This window comes from Pseudomonas sp. Au-Pse12, from assembly GCF_021341665.1.
Taxonomy (GTDB): Bacteria; Pseudomonadota; Gammaproteobacteria; order Pseudomonadales; family Pseudomonadaceae; genus Aquipseudomonas.
The window spans coordinates 1-18,580 of record NZ_JAJTTH010000024.1 but is presented as its reverse complement, the minus strand read 5'-3'; the positions used below and the strand labels follow the sequence as shown (position 1 = coordinate 18,580).

General features: G+C 62.7%; 9 protein-coding genes and 2 pseudogenes. 4 read left to right on the top strand and 7 right to left on the bottom strand.

Annotated features, from left to right (window positions below):
- Positions 1-81 precede the first annotated feature (81 nt).
- From LXM55_RS32020 to LXM55_RS32005, 4 genes are all read right to left on the bottom strand, one after another.
- Positions 82-1,263 (bottom strand): PepSY-associated TM helix domain-containing protein, encoded by a 1,182-nt coding sequence (locus LXM55_RS32020; protein ID WP_233324150.1) that lies wholly within the window; start codon positions 1,261-1,263, stop codon positions 82-84.
- 71 nt (positions 1,264-1,334) lie between these two features.
- Positions 1,335-3,827, bottom strand: coding sequence for a TonB-dependent siderophore receptor (locus LXM55_RS32015; protein ID WP_233324149.1), 2,493 nt, complete (start codon positions 3,825-3,827; stop codon positions 1,335-1,337).
- Positions 3,828-3,926: 99 nt separating this feature from the next.
- Positions 3,927-4,934, bottom strand: a complete 1,008-nt coding sequence (locus LXM55_RS32010; protein ID WP_233324148.1) for a FecR domain-containing protein — start codon at positions 4,932-4,934, stop codon at positions 3,927-3,929.
- Positions 4,935-4,939: 5 nt separating this feature from the next.
- Positions 4,940-5,440, bottom strand: a complete 501-nt coding sequence (locus LXM55_RS32005; protein ID WP_233324146.1) for a sigma-70 family RNA polymerase sigma factor — start codon at positions 5,438-5,440, stop codon at positions 4,940-4,942.
- Between the two features lie 314 nt (positions 5,441-5,754).
- On the opposite strand from LXM55_RS32005, the pseudogene LXM55_RS32900 reads away from it, so the two are divergent.
- Positions 5,755-6,780: pseudogene (locus LXM55_RS32900) on the top strand (HAMP domain-containing protein); the annotation flags it as partial.
- A 69-nt stretch (positions 6,781-6,849) separates the two neighbouring features.
- Complete coding sequence (locus LXM55_RS32895; protein WP_402893213.1) at positions 6,850-7,635, top strand: methyl-accepting chemotaxis protein; 786 nt, start codon at positions 6,850-6,852, stop codon at positions 7,633-7,635.
- A gap of 68 nt (positions 7,636-7,703) precedes the next feature.
- Here LXM55_RS32895 and LXM55_RS31995 read toward each other — a convergent pair whose 3' ends face one another.
- Entirely contained in the window at positions 7,704-8,468 is a 765-nt protein-coding gene (locus tag LXM55_RS31995; RefSeq protein WP_233324144.1) for a thioesterase II family protein, read from the bottom strand.
- Positions 8,469-8,756: 288 nt separating this feature from the next.
- Between LXM55_RS31995 and lapG the strand changes: the two genes are divergently transcribed.
- Complete coding sequence (gene lapG, locus LXM55_RS31990; RefSeq protein ID WP_233324143.1) at positions 8,757-9,449, top strand: cysteine protease LapG; 693 nt, start codon at positions 8,757-8,759, stop codon at positions 9,447-9,449.
- Positions 9,450-9,463: 14 nt separating this feature from the next.
- Complete coding sequence (gene lapD / locus LXM55_RS31985) at positions 9,464-11,410, top strand: cyclic di-GMP receptor LapD (RefSeq protein WP_233324142.1); 1,947 nt, start codon at positions 9,464-9,466, stop codon at positions 11,408-11,410.
- A 57-nt stretch (positions 11,411-11,467) separates the two neighbouring features.
- Here lapD and LXM55_RS31980 read toward each other — a convergent pair whose 3' ends face one another.
- Together LXM55_RS31980 and LXM55_RS31975 are read right to left on the bottom strand one after the other, a co-directional pair.
- Positions 11,468-11,806, bottom strand: coding sequence for a tryptophan synthase subunit beta (locus LXM55_RS31980; protein WP_233324141.1), 339 nt, complete (start codon positions 11,804-11,806; stop codon positions 11,468-11,470).
- A 162-nt stretch (positions 11,807-11,968) separates the two neighbouring features.
- Positions 11,969-18,580, bottom strand: a pseudogene (locus LXM55_RS31975) (LapA family giant adhesin); the annotation flags it as partial.

Genomic DNA, 18,580 nt, shown 5'->3' with positions numbered 1-18,580 from the left:
AAAACCCCTGTCTGCCCACGCAGACAGGGGTTTTGTTTTTGCGCTCCATTAAAGTTACGGCGGTGCAGAAGAGGTAGCGCCCTAGATCCTGGCTTTACGCATCTTGCTGCTTCTACGGGCGATCAGCTTACGCCACCAGATATAGATCCCGGTAAGCGACAGTGCGGCAATCAGAACACCCAATATCGCAATCATCACCTGCCCCGTCGTACCGATGATCCTGCCTCCGTGTATGGGCAACTGCAGTCGGTAGAAGCGCTCTCCGAGCGTGCCTTGCCCGGCTATCTCTTGTCCTAACAAGCGCCCATCGGTGCCGTGGAAGAACAGCCAGGACTTACCATGGGCTTGGCTGTCGTGCCGGCCAAAACCTGCTCCATAGAAGTTGTATTCAAAGCTGTAGTACAGCTCACCAATCGACTCCTTCAGCCCCAGCCGTTGTCCTTCTTCCAGGGCTCGCTCATAGGCCTGTTGATAGGTCAGCCGGGTCATCCCCAATGCGGCCGTCGGCATCTTTCCCCTGGCTTCATAGACACTGGGTTCGATAGGTGAGAGCAACGACACCACAGGCTTGAACACCTGACTCGGCAGGTTCATGGCCACGCTGCTGATGGCGACCGGTAGCAGTAGCAGCCACACCCACAACCCGCCGGCGCGATGCAGATCGAAGTTCAGCCGATAGGCATGCCCACCCTTGATCTTCCAGGCCGTAGCCCACTTATGCCAGAACGGTCTTCCGCGAGGCAGGGTCAGCAACAAGGCAATGAAGCAGTCGATCACCCAGGCAATGGCCACCAGCCCCATCAACCACAGCCCCCAGTTGCCAGGCAGGCTCAGGTTGTAGTGGAACTCCTGCAGAAACGGCACCAGGTTCTGCCGCTGGAAGCAGCAGGCTCCCCAGAAGCGTTGTCCCTGCTGCCGGGCGCTGACCGGATCCAGATAAAACACCTGATTGCGCTCGGCATACGGCTGGCCGGTGACCGGGTCGGTGCGTGGCACGGTGGCCAGCAGCGCGGCGTGTCCGGCTTGCTGCGGGTACTCCATGTACCAGACCTGTAGCCGTGGATGCTCGGTTTGAACTCGATCCACCAGAGCGCCCGGGGCCAACAGCGGCCCCTCTTCGGACGCGTGATAGAACTCGGGGTTGAGCCATTCGTCCAGCTCGTGATGAAAGGCCAGGACACTCCCGGTCAGGCCGGCCAGCAGCAGAAACACTGCGCTGGCCAAGCCGATGTAGCGATGCAATAGAACCAGAACGGCACGCATGAAATTTTCCCGTAGAGACGACAAAGCCAGCGGCTGCAGACAGGCGCTGGCTTTGTTGCAATCAACCTAGATCAGAACTGGTAGCTCACCGTGGCGGCGACGTTGCGTTCTTCGCCCAGGTAGCAGTAGCTCAGGCTCGCGCAGGAGGCGACGTAGGACTCATTGGTCAGGTTGTTGGCGTTCAGGCGCAGGTCCATACCCTTGAGCCCCACCTTGCCCAGGTCATAACCGATCGAGGCATCGAACAAGGTGTAGGCCGGCACCTTCATGCTGTTCTCGGCATCGGCCCAGCTGTAACCCACATAACGCACGCCACCGCCCAGGCGCAGGCCATCCAGCGCGGCGCTGTCGAACGTGTAGTCGGCCCATAGCGAGGCCATCTGCCGCGGCGCTTGGGTAGGGGAGTTGCCCTTGTTCTCGATGAGGTGGTTGGCGCTGCTCAAGGTGCTGATCATCGACTTCGAATACGTGATGTCGGTGAAGGTATAGCTGCCCAGCAGTTTCAGCTTGTCAGTCAGTTGCATGTGGGCTTCCAGTTCCAGCCCCTGGGAGCGTACGGCGCCCACTGCGCGGTAGAAGTTTTCCTGCGGCAGTTTCGAGGCCAGGTTCTCCTGATCGATGCGAAACAGCGATGCAGTGAACAGGTCGTCGCGGCCCGGCGGTTGGTACTTCAACCCGACTTCCCATTGCGTGCCGTCGGTGGGTGGCAGTGGATTGCCAGCGCTGTCCGCGTAGGAGTTGGGGTTGAAGGACTCGGAATAGCTGACGTAAGGCGCCAGACCGTTATCGAACAGATACAGCGCCCCGGCACGCCCCGTGAGCTTGGTGCGCTTGTCGCTGATTTCGGTGCCCAATGGACGTTGGGCTTCGGCCAGGCGGTTTTCATCCGAGGTCTCTACCCAGTCCTGACGCAGGCCCAGCGAGAAGCGCCATTGGTCGAGCTCGATCAGGTCTTGCAGGTACACGCCGGTCTGCTCCAGGCGCCGTAAATAGCTGGTGTGGCTGTAGTAATCGATCGTCGAGTGGCCATAGACCGGGTTGAATGCGTTGATCGGCTGCAAGGTTCCCTGGTCCCAGTCGACCACGGTCTTGCGCCGCTGATAGTCAGCCCCGAGCAGCATGGTGTGCTTGACGTCGCCGGTGAGGAATTCGGCCTGCAGCATGTTATCGACGATAAAGGAGTGGAGCTTTTCATCTCCTCCCGAGTAATAGCGGTTCAAGTCGTTGCTGCTGGCATGGGTCCAGCCATAGGCATACACCTGGTCGAGCTTGACCTTGGAATCGAGGTAGCGGAAGTTCTGCCGGGCAGTGAAGGTGTCGTTGAAACGGTGTTCGAACTGGTAGCCGAACGACTGTTGCTCACGCTTGTAGCCATCGATGCCGGGCTCGCCTTCGAAGAAGTGCTCGGAAATACGCTGGCCGTTGCGCTGGTTCAGCGTGCCGTTGGCCGGCATGCCGCCGTGGTAGCCGCCATCAGGGTCATTTTGCAGGTACGCCTGGAGCGTCAGTGAGGTGTCTTCGCTGAAGTCGAGGCTCAGGGTCGGAGCCAGGGCAAAGCGTTTTTCCCGGGTATGGTCGAACTGGGTGTCGGATTTGTCCGTCAGGCCGATCAGCCGATAGGCGATGCGCTTGTCATCATCCAGTGGCCCGCTGAAGTCGAAACCCAGGCCCTGTTTACCTTGGGTGCCGACAGTCGCCTGAACCTGGTGATAGGGCTCGTAGAGGGGCTTCTTGCTGGTCAGGGCCACCAGGCCGCCAGGGGAGCTGCGGCCATAGAGCACCGATGAGGGGCCCTTGAGAATATCCACCCGTTCGAGAAAGTAGGGGTCGACCTGCATGCTGCTGTAGGTGCCGCTATCGCCCATGGACTTGAGGCCATCGAGGTAGATGTTGTCCACCGAGCCGTCGTTGAAACCGCGCATCGCCACGTAGTCATAACGGTGGGTGGCGCCATAGGGGTTGGTCAGCACACCAGGCGTATAGCGCAGGGTCTGCGCGACGGTTTGCGCGCCCTGGTCGTCGATTTGTTCGCGGGTCACCACCGAGACGCTTTGCGAGGTTTCCAGCAGCGCGGTGCTGGTCTTGGTGGCGATCTGACTGTGTGTCGCGTTGTAGCCGTCCATGCTGCCCAGGGCGTTCCCCAGGGCAAAGCCTTTGACCTCGGTGGTCGGCAGGCTCATGGCGCTGCCTTGGGGCTGGGGCCGCAGTACATAGCTACTGCCATCCTGGCTGACCGCCTCGAGCCCGGAATCCCGAAGCAACCGGTTCAGGCCCTGGGGAATCGAATAGTCGCCCTGAAGCCCGGAGGATTGCCGGCCCTGGATCAGGGCCGGCGTGGTGGACAGGGTGATCTCGGCCTGGCGGGCGAACTGGTTGAGTGCATCGCCGAGGCTGCCCGGGGCTACGTTGTAGCTGTGGTGTGCCGTGTCGAGGCTGGCATCGGCGGCCAGCACCATGGGAGCCACCGCGCCAAGGCCGATGCTGGAACACAGCAGGGCGGCATGGATGGCTTGGCGCAAGGGGCGGGCGCAGGGAGAGCTTGGGCGGTTGTCGCGCAGAGTCATGGCAGGTTCCGTTGAGGTCGCAGGAAGCAGAGTGAAGTGCTTACTGACTAAGCCGGACGTCCTGGCAAAACCCGCCAAAAAAAATCGCAGGCATGCACTTCAAGCCACGGCTTCCAGGCTCACCCACCAGCGGCTGCGGTAGCGCAAGCGCACGGGCAGGGTCTGGGGCAGGATGGCCAAGAGCTTGTCGCTGTCCTCCAGGCGAAACACCCCGGACAGGCGCAGCGAGGCAATGGCTGCGGAGCACCCGAGGTAACCATGGCGGTAGCGGCCGACCTCCTGAAGAAACTCATCCAGGCGCATGTTGCGCGTGACGATCAGGCCATCGGCCCAGGCCCCGACGTCCATCGCCAGGGGCGCGACGGGTGCTGCCAGGCCATGGCTGATCTGATAGCTCTGCCCCGCCTCCACCCTGGCGTTGCGGCCATCGGCGGTCTGTGGCGCATGGATGGCCACGGCGCCATGAGTCACGCTCAGGCGCGTGCAACTGTCTTCCATGCGCACCACGAAGCGGGCGTCGAAGCCTTCCAGCAAGGTGTGGCGGCTTTGCACCAGCAGCGGACGATGGGCCGGGCCGTGATCGGCGCCACAGGAGACCATGATCTCGCCCCGGCGCAGTCTGATCAGACGTTGCTCGGCGTTGAAGTCCAGGTCCGCCGCGCTGTCGGTATTGAGCTCCAGGCGCGTGCCATCGGGCAGTTGGAAGCCGCGCTGCTCGCCGACGGCGGTGGCAAAGTCGGCATTCCATTGTTGCCAGCCCAGCAGATCCTTGCCGACCCAGGCGCTGGAACCCAGGAGCAGGGCGCCACTGAGCAGTTTCAAGGCCTGGCGCCGGCCCAGGCGCTGGCTGCTGTTTTCCAGGGTATGCAACGCCACCTGAGCCCCGGGAACCGAGCGCAGGTTGGCATTGAGTTCCTGCTGCAATGACTGCACCCGCTGCCAGGCCAGCTCATGTTCCTGGTGCGCCGCTCGCCACAGATCGCATTGCTGTTGCAGCGTGGGATTGGCGCCGTTGTTGCGCAGGCGCAGCAACCAGTTGATGGCCTGCTTGACCACCAGATGATCGGGATTGGGCTTGAGGGGCAGGCTGCTGGAAAAGTTATCCACAGGCGTCAGCTCTCGTAGCGCAGCAGATAGCAGTGATAGAGCGCCTGGGCTACATAGCGCTCGACGGTACGCAGGGACAGGCCCATTTGCTCGGCAATCTGCTTGTGGGTAAGTTCTTCGCACTGAGCCAGGAGAAAAGCCTGACGCACTTTCGGCTTTAGCCCTTCGAGCATCCGCGCAATGCTTTCCAGCAGCTGCAGAATCAACGCCCGGGCTTCGGCGCCAGGCGTTTGTGCTTCGGGTAGGTGAGCAATGGTTTCCAGGTAGGCGCGTTCAATTTCTTCGCGGCGCCAGTGGTCGATCACCAACCCCCGGGCGATGGTGCGCAAGAAGGCTCGCGGTGCCTTGAGTTCGAGGCGTTCGGTTTTCTGCAGCAGGCGCACGAAGGTGTCCTGGGCCAGGTCAGCGGCATCCGCGGCATTACCCAGACGCTGGCGCAACCAGCTGTTGAGCCAACCATGGTGATGGCTGTAGAGCGTCTGTACGGCGAACTCGGGTGATGACATGGACGCAGACTGCCTGAGTGTCACAAATGATAATTAGTCGCATTGTCATTGAAGGTTCGCCGATTTGGCAATAAGCAGGGTGATGTTGGTCATCTGAAAATGCGTCGCGGATGCTCTGGAACACCGTTCGGCGGGATTTGGCAAATTCAGGCGGGTAATTCAGAAAAATCTCTAAGGGTTCGAAGAATCTTGCCGAAAGAGTGACGAGACATGCGTGCACCAAAGTAGAGCGGTCAGAGAATGTCGCCTGCGCTGTTACATGGAATGTTGCATTACTGACGCATCCCCACTTTTGGCATAAGAAGTCCCATGAAATGAATCTCAAGTTCAGCCATAAAATCCTTTTGGCCGCCTCCGGCGTAGTGGTTCTGGCGTTTGCGTTGTTCACTTTGTACAACGACTACCTACAGCGAAACACCATTCGACAGAACCTTGAATCCTCTATCCAGCAGGCTGGCGAACTCACCTCCAGCAGTGTGCAGAACTGGATGAGCGGGCGGATCCTGGTGCTTGAGAACCTCGCGCAGAACGTCGCTCACCAAGGTCAAAACGCAGATTTCCCGGGGCTGGTGGACCAGCCGGCCTTCACTTCGAACTTCCAGTTCACCTACGTCGGCCAGGCCAACGGCACTTTCACCCAGCGCCCCGACGCGAAGATGCCCGACGGCTATGACCCGCGTCAGCGCCCTTGGTACAAGCAGGCCGTCGCTGCCGACAAGACCATGCTGACCCCGCCCTACATGGCGGCCGTGGGTGGCCTGGTGGTAACCATTGCCATGCCGGTGAAAAAGCAGGGCGAACTGCTGGGCGTGGTCGGTGGCGACCTGAGCCTGGAAACCCTGGTGAAGATCATCAACTCCGTGGACTTCGGTGGCCTCGGCCACGCTTTCCTGGTCAGCGCTGACGGTCAAGTGATCGTCAGCCCGGACAAGGACCAGGTGATGAAGAACCTCAAGGACATCTACCCTGGCGCCAACGTGCGAATCGAGAAGGGCAACCAGGAAGTGGTGCTGAACAAACAGCAGCGCATCCTCTCCTTCACACCGGTGACCGGTTTGCCGAATGCCGAGTGGTACATCGGCCTGTCCATCGACAAGGACAAGGCCTACGCGCCGCTGAGCCAATTCCGTACTTCCGCCCTGATCGCGATGTTTATCGCCGTGGCGGTGATCGCGGTGCTGCTGACCCTGCTGATCCAGGTGCTGATGCGCCCATTGATCACCATGGGCCGTGCGATGCAGGACATCGCCCAGGGCGAAGGCGACCTGACTCGGCGCCTGGTGGTGGAGAGCAAGGACGAATTCGGCGAACTGGGCAGCTCGTTCAACCAGTTCGTGGAGCGGATTCACGCATCGATTTCCGAAGTGTCCTCGGCCACTCGCCAGGTGCACGACCTCTCCCAGCGCGTGATGGCCTCGTCCAACGCCTCGATCATCGGCTCCGACGAGCAAAGCGCGCGCACCAACAGTGTGGCCGCGGCGATCAACGAACTGGGGGCCGCTACCCAGGAAATCGCCCGTAACGCCGCCGACGCCTCGCAGCACGCCAGTGGCGCCAGCGAGCAGGCCGACGATGGCCGCCAAGTGGTGGAGCAGACCATCCAGGCGATGACCGAGCTGTCGCAGAAGATCAGCCTGTCCTGCACCCAGATCGAAACCCTGAATGCCAGCACCGACAACATCGGGCACATCCTCGACGTGATCAAGGGCATCTCCCAGCAGACCAACTTGCTGGCCCTCAACGCCGCCATCGAAGCGGCCCGCGCCGGTGAAGCCGGGCGTGGCTTTGCCGTGGTGGCCGACGAGGTGCGCAACCTGGCCCACCGTACCCAGGAGTCGGCGGAAGAGATCCACAAGATGATCACTTCCTTGCAGGTTGGCTCCCGTGAAGCGGTGTCGACCATGAACGCCAGCCAGGTGTCCAGCGAAGAGAGCGTCGAAGTGGCCAATCAGGCCGGTGCGCGGCTGGTCAGCGTGACTCAACGGATCGGCGAGATCGACGGCATGAACCAGTCGGTGGCGGCGGCGACCGAGGAGCAGACCGCAGTGGTGGAGACCCTCAACGTCGACATCAACCAGATCAACCTGCTGAACCAGCAGGGCGTGGCCAACCTCAATGAAACCCTGAAGGATTGCGATGCACTGTCGCAGCAGGCCAGCCGCCTGAAGCAACTGGTGGACAGCTTCAAGATCTGAAGCCGGCCCGCACCCTCCTCAAGCCCGCTCCTGCCTGACCGCAGGGCGGGCTTTTTCATGGGCGCCGATCAGGCCGGGTATTCGCTCAGCAACCCCAGGTGGGTGTTGATGACCTGCAGCAGGCGCTGGCGTTGGGACTTGATGAAGAAGTGGTTGCCGGCCACTTCGATCAGCTCGAATTCGCGTGTGGTGAACTCTCGCCAATTGAGCATGTGGCTGGCCGTCGCCAGCGGATCCTCGCTGCCGTAGAACGCGGTCAAGGGCACATCGAGCCAACCGCTGGAGGTGTCGTACCAGGTTTCGAAGAGCTTCAGGCCATTGCGCAGCAGGCGCTCGTACGGCTGCAGGTCGTTCTGCCCCCGGGGCATCTCCAGGGGGCTGGCGCCGAGCGTCAGGATCGCCTCGCGAAAGGCCGCGACGGGCAGGGAGTGGAGCAAGGGCCGGCGTGGCAGGCTGTCCGGGCTGCGGCAACCGGAGACGAACAGGTGCCGGGTCTGCCGGGGAAAGTGCGCCTGGGCGTGCTTGCTGGTCTCGTAGGCCAACAGGGCGCCCAGGCCGTGGCCGAACAGTGCATGGGGCTCGCCGAGCCACGGGTCGAGGGCGGCGAAGGTGTGTTGCAACAGGCTTGGCCAGCTGTCGCAGGGCGTTTCGTCGTGACGCGGGCCATGCCCCGGCAGGTTGAGCACGACCAGCTCGATATGGTCAGCCAGGCCGTTGGACCACACACGCAGTTGCTCGGCTGCCGCCCCGGCCTGGGGAAAGCAGATCAGGCGGATTCGGGTGGCTTGCCCGGGGTTGACCACCAGCGTCCAATGTCGGGTGTCGGTGTACACAGCTTTTCCTTAAGCACGTGAGCCGGTCGCTGCGCTCTTGCCCCGGCCAGGGGCAGGCTGAAGGACGCGGATGGCTCCTAACATAGTGCCAGCGGGCGGTGAATGCACGCCTGCGATGGAGCACGGCCGGTGCGCGTTGCCAGTAGCCGGACCGCGTCTTGCGGCTATTCTCTGAAGGTTCCGCGCAGGCCCTGCCCGGGCGGCCGGTGATTGTAAGGTGCCATTGTTTTTTGCCGGGCCAGCCTTCACCATCAGCCGATTTACGACAGCTCCCATGGACTCATTGCATTGGCGGCACGTTTAGCTCTTTCTCGGACCCTGCGCTGGTTCTGTACGGCTCTGCTGCTGGCCGGCGCGCTGTTGGGCAGCCTGCACGCCGACTGGGACTTCTCCCTGATCAGTCGCCGTGCCACGGCGCTCTATGGCCCGCTGGGCGAAGGGCAGCAACGCATCGATGCCTGGCAGCATTTGCTGGCCACGCAAAAACAGGTGCCCGAGCGCGAGCAATTGAAGGTGGTCAACCTGTTCTTCAACAAGAACATGCGCTACGTCGAGGACATCGACCTGTGGCACCAGGTGGATTATTGGGAAACGCCGATCGAGGCGCTGTGGAAGGGCGCTGGCGACTGCGAGGACTATGCGATCGCCAAGTACTTCAGCCTGCGCCACCTCGGGGTTTCCAGTGACAAATTGCGCATCACCTACGTCAAGGCCCTGCGCCAGAATCGCGCGCACATGGTCTTGACCTACTATTCCAGCGCGGATGCCATGCCGCTGGTACTCGACAGCCTGGAGGACTCGATCCGCCCGGCCAGCGAACGTACCGACCTGTTGCCGGTGTACTCCTTCAATGCCGAAGGGCTGTGGCTGCCGGGCGCCAAGGGCAACAAGCGGGTCGGCGACACCAAGCGCCTGTCCCGTTGGCAGGACGTGTTGAAAAAAATGCAGGCCGAAGGTTTCCCGGTCGAGACGACTAACTAGGAGCACGAGCTCAGATGTCTTTGTTCAAACAACTGCTGATCGCAATCTGTGTGTTCCTGGTGGTCGCCTTCAGCGGCAGCTTCATGGTCAGCCTGGAAAGCTCGCGCACCCAGTATGTCAATCAGCTGCGCTCCCATGCCCAGGATGCTGCCACCGCGCTGGCGCTGTCGCTGACGCCGAATATCGACGACCCGGCAATGGTCGAGCTGATGGTCAGCTCGATCTTCGACAGCGGCTATTACGCCAGCATCCGGGTGGTGGACCTGGCCACCGAGAAGACCATTGTCGAGCGCAGCGGCATCCCGGAAGTCGGCAACGTGCCCCAGTGGTTCGTCAGCCTCATTGGCCTGGAGCCGGCGGGTGGCGACGCCATCGTCAGCCGCGGCTGGGAGCAGGCGGCGCGGGTCGAGGTGCTCAGCCACCCGATGTTTGCCGTGGCCAAGCTTTGGCAAAGCGCCCTGGGCAGCCTGGGCTGGCTGTTGATCTGCGGTGCGGTGAGCGCGGTGCTCGGCGCCCTGCTGCTGCGGCGCCAGCTCAAGCCCCTGGACTACATGGTCCAGCAATCCCACGCCATTGCCCGCCGCGAATTCCTCAGCCTGCCGCAATTGCCGCGTACTCCGGAGCTGCGGCGCGTGGTGCAGGCCATGAACCAGATGGTCGAGAAGCTCAAGGCGCTGTTCCAGGAGCAGGCCGAGCGCAGCGAGAAGCTGCGCATCGAGTCTTATCAGGACAGCCTGACCGGGCTGGCCAACCGGCGCTATTTTGAAATGCAGCTGCACGCCCGGGTCAGCAACCCGGAGCAGGCCAGCTCCGGCTACTTGCTGCTGTTGCGGGTCAAGGATCTGGCCGGGCTGAACCAGCGCCTGGGTGGCCAGCGCACCGACCAGTTGCTCAAGGCCGTGGGTGAACAGCTGCTGCGTGAATGCAACAAGTACCCGGAAACTCAAAACCTGGTAACCCGGGTCCGTGGCGGCGAGTTCGCCGTGCTGGCGCCGGGGCTGGTGCGTGAGGAAGCCATCCAGCTGGCGCAGAGCCTGGACAGTGCCCTGGGCAACCTGCACGCCACTGGCGCCACCGATGTTGCCTCGGTGGCCTCCATCGGCCTGGCGGCCTTTGCCCACGGTGACTCGCCGCAAGCCGTGCTCAGCCTCGGCGACCAGGCCCTGGCCCAGGCCGAAGCCCAGGGCGACACCGGTTGGGCTTGCCTCGACCAGGGCGCCAGCGCCCAGCTCGGAGATGACCACCATGCCTGGCATCAACGGTTGGACCGGGCCCTGTCGGAGCAGCGCTTCCAGCTGTATTTCCAGCCGGTGGTGGCTGCCCGGGACACCTCCCTGGTGCTGCACTACAAGGTGCTGTCGCGGTTGCTTGATGAGCAGGGCCAGACCATCCCGGCCGGGCGTTTCCTGCCGTGGCTGGAGCGTTTCGGTTGGACTTCACGCCTGGACCTGCTGATGCTCGAGCAGGTGCTGAAACAGATGGTGAACCATGAGGACTGCCTGGCGCTGAACCTGTCGGCGGCGACCCTGGCGGACCCGCAAGCCCTTAACCGGGTGTTCGAGATCCTCCGCCAGCATTCCGACCTGGGCCCGCGCCTGACCCTGGAGATCGGTGAAGAGCAGTTGCCCGAGCAGGCCCTGCTGGAGCAACTGACCCGGCGCCTGCGGGAGCTGGGGTTCTCCCTCAGCCTGCAACGCTTCGGCGGGCGCTTCAGCATGATCGGCAACCTGGCGCGCCTGGGGCTGGCCTACCTGAAGATCGACGGCAGCTACATCCGCGACATCGATCAGGAAAGCGACAAGCGCCTGTTCATCGAAGCCATCCAGCGCGCGGCCCACAGCATCGACTTGCCGCTGATTGCCGAGCGGGTCGAGACCGAGGGTGAGCTGCAGGTGATACGCGAGATGGGCTTGCATGGCGTGCAAGGGCAACTGTTCGGCGAACCGGCGCCCTGGAGTTGAACGCGCTTTCGCCGGCCCGGCTCCTGCAGTAGGAGCCCGGCTGGCCGGCGCAGCGTTTCAGATCAGTCCGGTTTCATCATCGTTGATCAGCCGGCTCAAACCACCCAGGGCCACCCGGGCCTGGGTACGATCCATCAGCTTGGCCTGGGCCGCCGCCGGCAGATCGGTGACGCGAATCACGCCCTTGCTGGTCAGGACCTGAATCAGGTCGTCCAGCACCCGGATCATATCCAGGTCGCTCTGCTTGAGTTGCTTGAGACTGACTTCCACCGCCTCGTTGGCGTACCAGGTCTGGATCTCGAGGTGATTGGCAGGCAGCGTCTCGGTAGCCTCGGCGTAAGCGGTGGCTTCCACGCGAATCAGCTGACCTTGCGCATCGCGTTGCACGTAGAACATGGCAAATCCCTCAGGCTTTTTTATTCGGCGTCCGGCGCTCAATGGCGTAGGCCAACGCAACACTCAGGGCGTGAGTATGCGGTGCTCCGCGACAATCGTCACGGCGCAGGTTGTCCGCCAAAAGCCGGCAACCACCCGCAAGGGGTGGCTGCCAGGAGCCTATCAGCTGTTGTTGTGATCGATCTTGATGGTCGGGTCGCTACCGGCGATCAACGAATTGATGTTGGCGTTGGACCAGTTGTTGCCTTCCAGCTTGATCGTCACGTCGGCGTTGGCCAGGCCTCCGGCCGCGTTGAGCTTGCCTTCGGAGCTGACCTGCAGGGTCGAGACCCCGTCCACGGTGGTGATCTTGAGGAAGTTGTCGATGGTGCTGGCGCTCTCGCCCTGCAGCAGGTCCCGCAGGTCGATACGGTCACCTTCGCTGGCCTTGAAGTCCTTGATCACGTCGTTGCCGGTGTCGCCAGCCTTCCAGACGAAGGTATCGGCTCCCGAACCGCCAATCAGGATGTCATTGCCCTTGCCACCGATCAGGGTGTCGTTACCGGTGCCACCCAGCAGGATGTCATTGCCCCGGCCGCCGTCCAGGAAGTCGTTGCCGCCCTGGCCGAAGAGAATGTCATTGCCATCGCCACCCAGCAGGGTGTCGTTGCCGTCGTGGCTGCCAGACACATCGAACTCGGTGTAGTGCTCGGTAATGTACTGGTGCACGTTGCTGGTGCTGACCTGGCTCACATCGACCCCGGTCTGCTTGGCCACGTAGGCCTGCATGGCCTGGTAGCCCTCGCCGGCGACGCCGTTGAAACTCACCAGGTCGCCGAACAGGATGTCGTTGCCGTTGCCGCCGCTGACGGTGTCGGCGCCGGGCATGGTGGCTTCGGTGTGGCCGATGATCGAGTTGGCCAGGTTGTTCGGGTCGATGTTGGTCTGCGGCTTGCCGTCGCTGTCGTAAGGCTTCAGGTCGTTGAGGCTGACATCGCTGTTCAGGCCGATGGCTTCCACCTGGGACAGTTTGCTCAGCAGTACGAAGCCGTCATTGGAGTTGCTGGTGGTGGCCGAGTTGGTGCTGTTGCCGTTACCCGCCAGGCTCGACAGCTCATAGGTGCCGTCACCTTGGGCGTGCAGGGTGCCCAGGGTCGTGCTGTTCCAGCCGCTGCCCCACCAGTTGCTGCTGTAGGTCTGCAGGACCACGGTGCCGTTGGCGTTCACGCTCAGGGCGTGGGTGTTGTCGATGTAGGTGCTGAAGGTGTCCCCCAGCTTGTAGTTGCTGGTGGTCACCACATCGTCGAGGCGCACGTTGCCATACAGCGTCGGGTTGGTCTGCTCGCCGCTCTGGTAATAGGTCGGCTTACCGTCGGTGATGAAGTACGTCAGGTTGGTGGCATTGGTATTGCCGGTGGCCTGGCTGCTCTGGAAGAAGTTGGCCGTGGCCTTGAACACGTCTTCATAGTTGGTGCCGCCGCCGGAGGACATCGAATCCAGCACGGCCTTGAGCTGGGCCAGGGCATTCGGATCGTTGAGGTTCACCGATACCGACTTGTTGACCTGGGTGTCGAAGTCCGCCAGGAAGATGTTCACGGTGCCCGAGCCGGCGCTGCCGATGCTGTTCTTCAGGGTATTGAACACCGAGGTCAGGGAGTTCTTGGCCGCGGTGATCGAGGCGCTGCTCATACTGCCCGAGGAGTCCACCATGAAGGCGATGTTGTAGTTGGTGCCCGGGACCACGGTCAGGCCGCCGATGTCGGCCACCACGATGTCGTTGCCGTCGGTGCCGGTAACGGTATCGTCGCCGGAGGTGGCGACCACCGCGTTGTAGGTGGCCGGGTAGACCTTGACCGGGATCTGCGCCGTGGAGCTGGCGGAACCGCCCAGGGACTCGGTGGAGGTCGAGGTCACGTTGAGGTTGAACGAGCCGTTGTAGTAAGGCGGTGGCGTGACCGTCAGGTTGCCCAGGTTCCAGCCGGTGACGTTGGCTTCGCCGGAGCTCGCGGTGGCGGTGAAGGTATGCCCGGCACCATCGCTGAGCACGGAGCCTGCAGGAATGCCGCTGATCTTCACGCTCAGGGTTTCCGAACCGTCGGTATCGGTCAGCCCGGTGCTGATCTTCGACAGATGCACGCTGCCGCCTTCGCCGCCTTCGTTGAGCTTGTAGCCGTCGTAGTACCCCTCGCCGTTGGTGCCGTGCAGGTCGGACACCGAAACCCCGGCGTTGGTCAGGTCGGTGACGCCGGTGTACAGCGGCACGCCGGCATTGCTCAGGTCCACCGCCGTGGCGCCGTTGACTGACAGGTTGACGTCGTAGCTGCCCGGGCCGCTCTGGTTGTGGTGGTAGATATCGATGGTGTAGTAGCCGCTGGTGGTCGGGGTGAAGGTACCGTTGAGGTTACCGCCCGCGCCCCAGGTGGTGCTGGCCACGTTCTTGCCGCCGATGGTCACCAACAGGCTGTCGTCGCCGGTGCCGGAGAAGGTGTAGGACTTGCCGGCTTCCAGGTAGATCAGGCCCGAGGTCTTCGATGCGGTGCCCGGGGTAATGTTGCCGTCGGACTGGACGTTGGTCGCCAGGCTGCTGCTGTTTGGCGTGCCAGCGGCGTCGATCACCGATTTCAGGGTGCTGGCGGACGCGCCGCTGCCGTCGGTGCCCAGGCCGCTGAGGCCGGTCCAGACTTCCTTGAGCAGGCCCACCGAGTTCACGTTGTTGCCGGCCACGCTCAGGGTCGGAGCATCGGCCACTGGGGTGATGTCGACCGTGACCGTACCGGTGCTGCCCAGGGCCTGGCCATCGGTTGGCTGGAACTTGATCTGGGCGTAATCGGCCTGCTGGTTGCCCACGCCGCTGCCGCCGTAGCCGTTGGTGCCGGATTCGTTGGCGTCCGGGGTGAAGCGCAGTTTGCCGGCATCGATATCGGCCTTGCTGAAGGTCTGGTTGTTGGCCACGTCCTTCCAGGTCGAACCGTCCAGGTACTGCAGTTTGCCGTCACTGGGCAGCTGGGTGATCTTCACTCCGAGGCTGGACGCCGGGCTGTCGACGTCGCTGACGCCGAAGTTCGACCAGGTCAGGGCCAGCGGGGTGTCTTCACTGCCGGTCACGGCGCCGCCGGTGGCGGTTGGGGCGTCGTTGACCGCCACCACGTTGACCGTGGTGGTAGCGACGTTGGAATAGTTGCCGCCATCGGTCACGGTCACGGTGATGGTCCGTGGCGTGGTGCTCGGATCTTCACTGTTGTTGGTGAAGGTGATGTTCTTGATCTGCTGCATGTAGTCGGCCAGCGTCGCGTTGCCCGACAGGGTCAGGGTGATCGAACCGTCCTTGCTGTTGGCATTGATGGTGATGCCGTTGACGCTGTTGCCCAGGTTCAGCGAGTCCCCCGGCTGACGGTTGGTCAGCACGATGGTCGCGCCAGTGAGCATCGTGCTGTCCGGGTCGGTGATGCTCAGGTCGGTGTCGGCGATCGACACGCCAGGGCCCGCGGTGCCTTCGGTGAAGGTGACCTTGTAGTCGGCCCCGGTGGCGCCGCTGGAGTTGTTGGCGTCCAGGTCGATGACCGGCGGAGCATCGTTGTCGATGATCGAGGTGGTGACGCTGTTGTTGCTGCCCACCACCAGGTTCTCGAAGTTGCCACCGGTGGCCGAGTCGATCTTGACCACGAAGTTTTCCGTGCCTTCGGTGATCTTGTCGTCAATGGTGGCGACGTTGAAGGTGGCGCTGCTGGCGCCGGCCGGGATCTTCACGGTGTACACGCCGCTGAAGTCCGAGCCGTCGGTGGCGGTGCCGCTGTAGCTGATCTTCAGGGTGACTTCGGTTTGTGCCGGGTGGGTCAGGCTCACGGTGTAGCTGGCGGTCTGGCCTTCAGTGACCGAGGTGCTGCCGGTGATGCCCACCGAAGTGGTATCCACGGTATCGGTCACGTTGGTCACCGCTGGCGTGGTGTCCGGCACCAGCTTCTCGAAGTTGCCTCCGGTGGCGCTGGTGATCGAGGCATTGACCTTGCCGGCGTCGATATAGACGTCGTCTGCCGGCGCCGCGACGGTGACGGTACCGGTGGTTTTGCCGGCGGCGATGTTGATCACGGCACCGTTGGACAGGGTCACGGTGACCGGCGTACCGGCGGCGTTGGTCAGGGTCGCGGTGTAGATGATCGAGCCGCCTTCGGCCACGGTGCCGGTGGCGCTGAGGCTGACGCTGGTGGTGTCGATAGTGTCGGTCACGGTGGTGCTGACCGGAGTCTTGTCGGCCACCAGGTTCTCGTAGTTGCCACCGCTGACATTGGTGATGGAGTTGGTCAGCGGGGTGTGGCCAACCAGCACGTCGTTAGGCGCGCTGATGCTCACCGAACCCGTGGTTTCACCGACCGGGATGGTGATCTTCTCGCCATTGGCCAGGGTGACCACGACTGGCGAACCGGTCACTGGTGCGGTAACGGTCGCGGTGTAAGTGACGTTGCCACCTTCCGCCGCCGAAGGCGTGGCTTTCAGCGATACGGTGGAGTTGTCGATGGTATCGGTGACGTCAGTGACGGCCGGAGTGGTGCTTGGCACCAGCTTCTCGAAGTTACCGCCTTCGGCCTTGGTGATGGTGGCTTCAACTTTGCCGGCGTCCTTGTACACGTCGTCGGCTGGCGCGGCCACGGTTACGGTGCCACTGGTTGCCCCAGCGGCGATGGTGATCACCGCGCCGTTGGACAGGGTCACTGTGACCGGGGTGCCAGCGGCATTGGTCAGGGTCGCGGTGTAAACGATTGAACCGCCTTCGGCCACGGTGCCGGTCGCACTCAGCGACAGGTTGGTGGTGTCGACGGTATCGGTCACGGTGGTGCTGACCGGAGTCTTATCGGCCACCAGGTTCTCGTAGTTGCCGCCGCTGACATTGGTGATGGAGTTGGTCAGCGGGGTGTGGCCGACCAGCACATCGTTCGGTGCGCTGATGCTCACCGAACCCGTGGTTTCACCGACCGGGATGGTGATCTTCTCGCCATTGGCCAGGGTCACGACTACTGGCGAGCCGGTCACCGGAGCAGTGACAGTCGCGGTGTAAGTGACATTGCCGCCTTCGGCAGCCGAAGGCGTGGCCTTCAGCGTGACGGTGCTGGTGTCGATTGTGTCAGTGACGTCAGTGACGGCTGGAGTGGTGCTCGGTACCAGCTTCTCGAAGTTACCGCCTTCGGCCTTGGTGATGGTGGCTTCGACTTTGCCGGCGTCTTTATAGACGTCATCAGCCGGAGCCGCGACGGTAGCGGTGCCCGAAGTGGCACCGGCAGCGATGGTGATCACTGCACCGTTGCTTAGGGTCACGGTAACCGGAGTACCTGGAGCATTGCTCAGGGTCGCGGTGTAAGTGATCTGGCCACCTTCGGCCACCGTGCCAGTGGCGGTGAGGCTGACGGTGGTGGTGTCGATGGTATCGGTCACGGTGGTGCTGACCGGAGTCTTGTCGGCCACCAGGTTCTCGTAGTTGCCACCGCTGACATTGGTGATGGAGTTGGTCAGCGGGGTGTGGCCGACCAGCACATCGTTCGGTGCGCTGATGCTCACCGAACCGGTGGTTTCACCGACCGGGATGGTGATCTTCTCGCCATTGGCCAGGGTGACCACGACTGGCGAGCCGGTCACTGGAGCAGTGACAGTCGCGGTGTAAGTGACATTGCCGCCTTCGGCCGCCGAAGGCGTGGCCTTCAACGATACGGTGGAGTTGTCGATGGTGTCGGTGACATCGGTCACGGCTGGCGTGGTGCTTGGCACCAGCTTCTCGAAGTTGCCGCCTTCGGCCTTGGTGATGGTGGCTTCGACTTTGCCGGCGTCTTTGTACACGTCGTCGGCTGGTGCGGCGACAGTCACGGTGCCACTTGTAGCGCCAGCGGCAATGGTGATTACCGCGCCGTTGCTCAGCGTTACGGTCACCGGAGTGCCTGCGGCGTTGGTGAGGGTCGCGGTGTAAACGATTGAACCGCCTTCGGCCACGGTGCCGGTCGCGCTCAGCGACAGGTTGGTGGTGTCGACGGTATCGGTCACGGTGGTGCTGACCGGAGTCTTGTCGGCCACCAGGTTCTCGTAGTTGCCGCCGCTGACATTGGTGATGGAGTTGGTCAGCGGGGTGTGGCCAACCAGCACGTCGTTAGGCGCGCTGATGCTCACCGAACCCGTGGTTTCACCGACTGGAATGGTGATTTTTTCACCATTGGCTAGGGTCACGACTACCGGCGAGCCGGTCACCGGAGCGGTGACAGTCGCGGTGTAAGTGACGTTGCCACCTTCAGCCGCCGAAGGCGTGGCCTTCAGCGATACGGTGGAGTTGTCGATGGTGTCGGTGACGTCAGTGACGGCCGGAGTAGTGCTTGGTACCAGTTTCTCGAAGTTGCCGCCTTCAGCCTTGGTGATGGTCGCTTCGACTTTGCCGGCGTCCTTGTACACGTCATCAGCCGGAGCCGCGACGGTAGTGGTGCCCGAAGTGGCACCGGCAGCGATAGTAATCACCGCGCCGTTGGACAGGGTCACGGTGACCGGGGTGCCGGCAGCGTTGCTCAGGGTGGCGGTGTAAACGATCGAACCGCCTTCCGCTACCGAAGGTGTAGCCGCCAGGGACAGGCTGGTGGTGTCGACGGTATCGGTCACGGTGGTGCTGACTGGCGATTTATCTGCCACCAGGTTCTCGTAGTTGCCACCGCTGACATTGGTGATGGAGTTGGTCAGCGGGGTATGGCCGACCAGCACATCGTTCGGTGCGCTGATGCTCACCGAACCCGTGGTTTCACCGACCGGGATGGTGATCTTCTCGCCATTGGC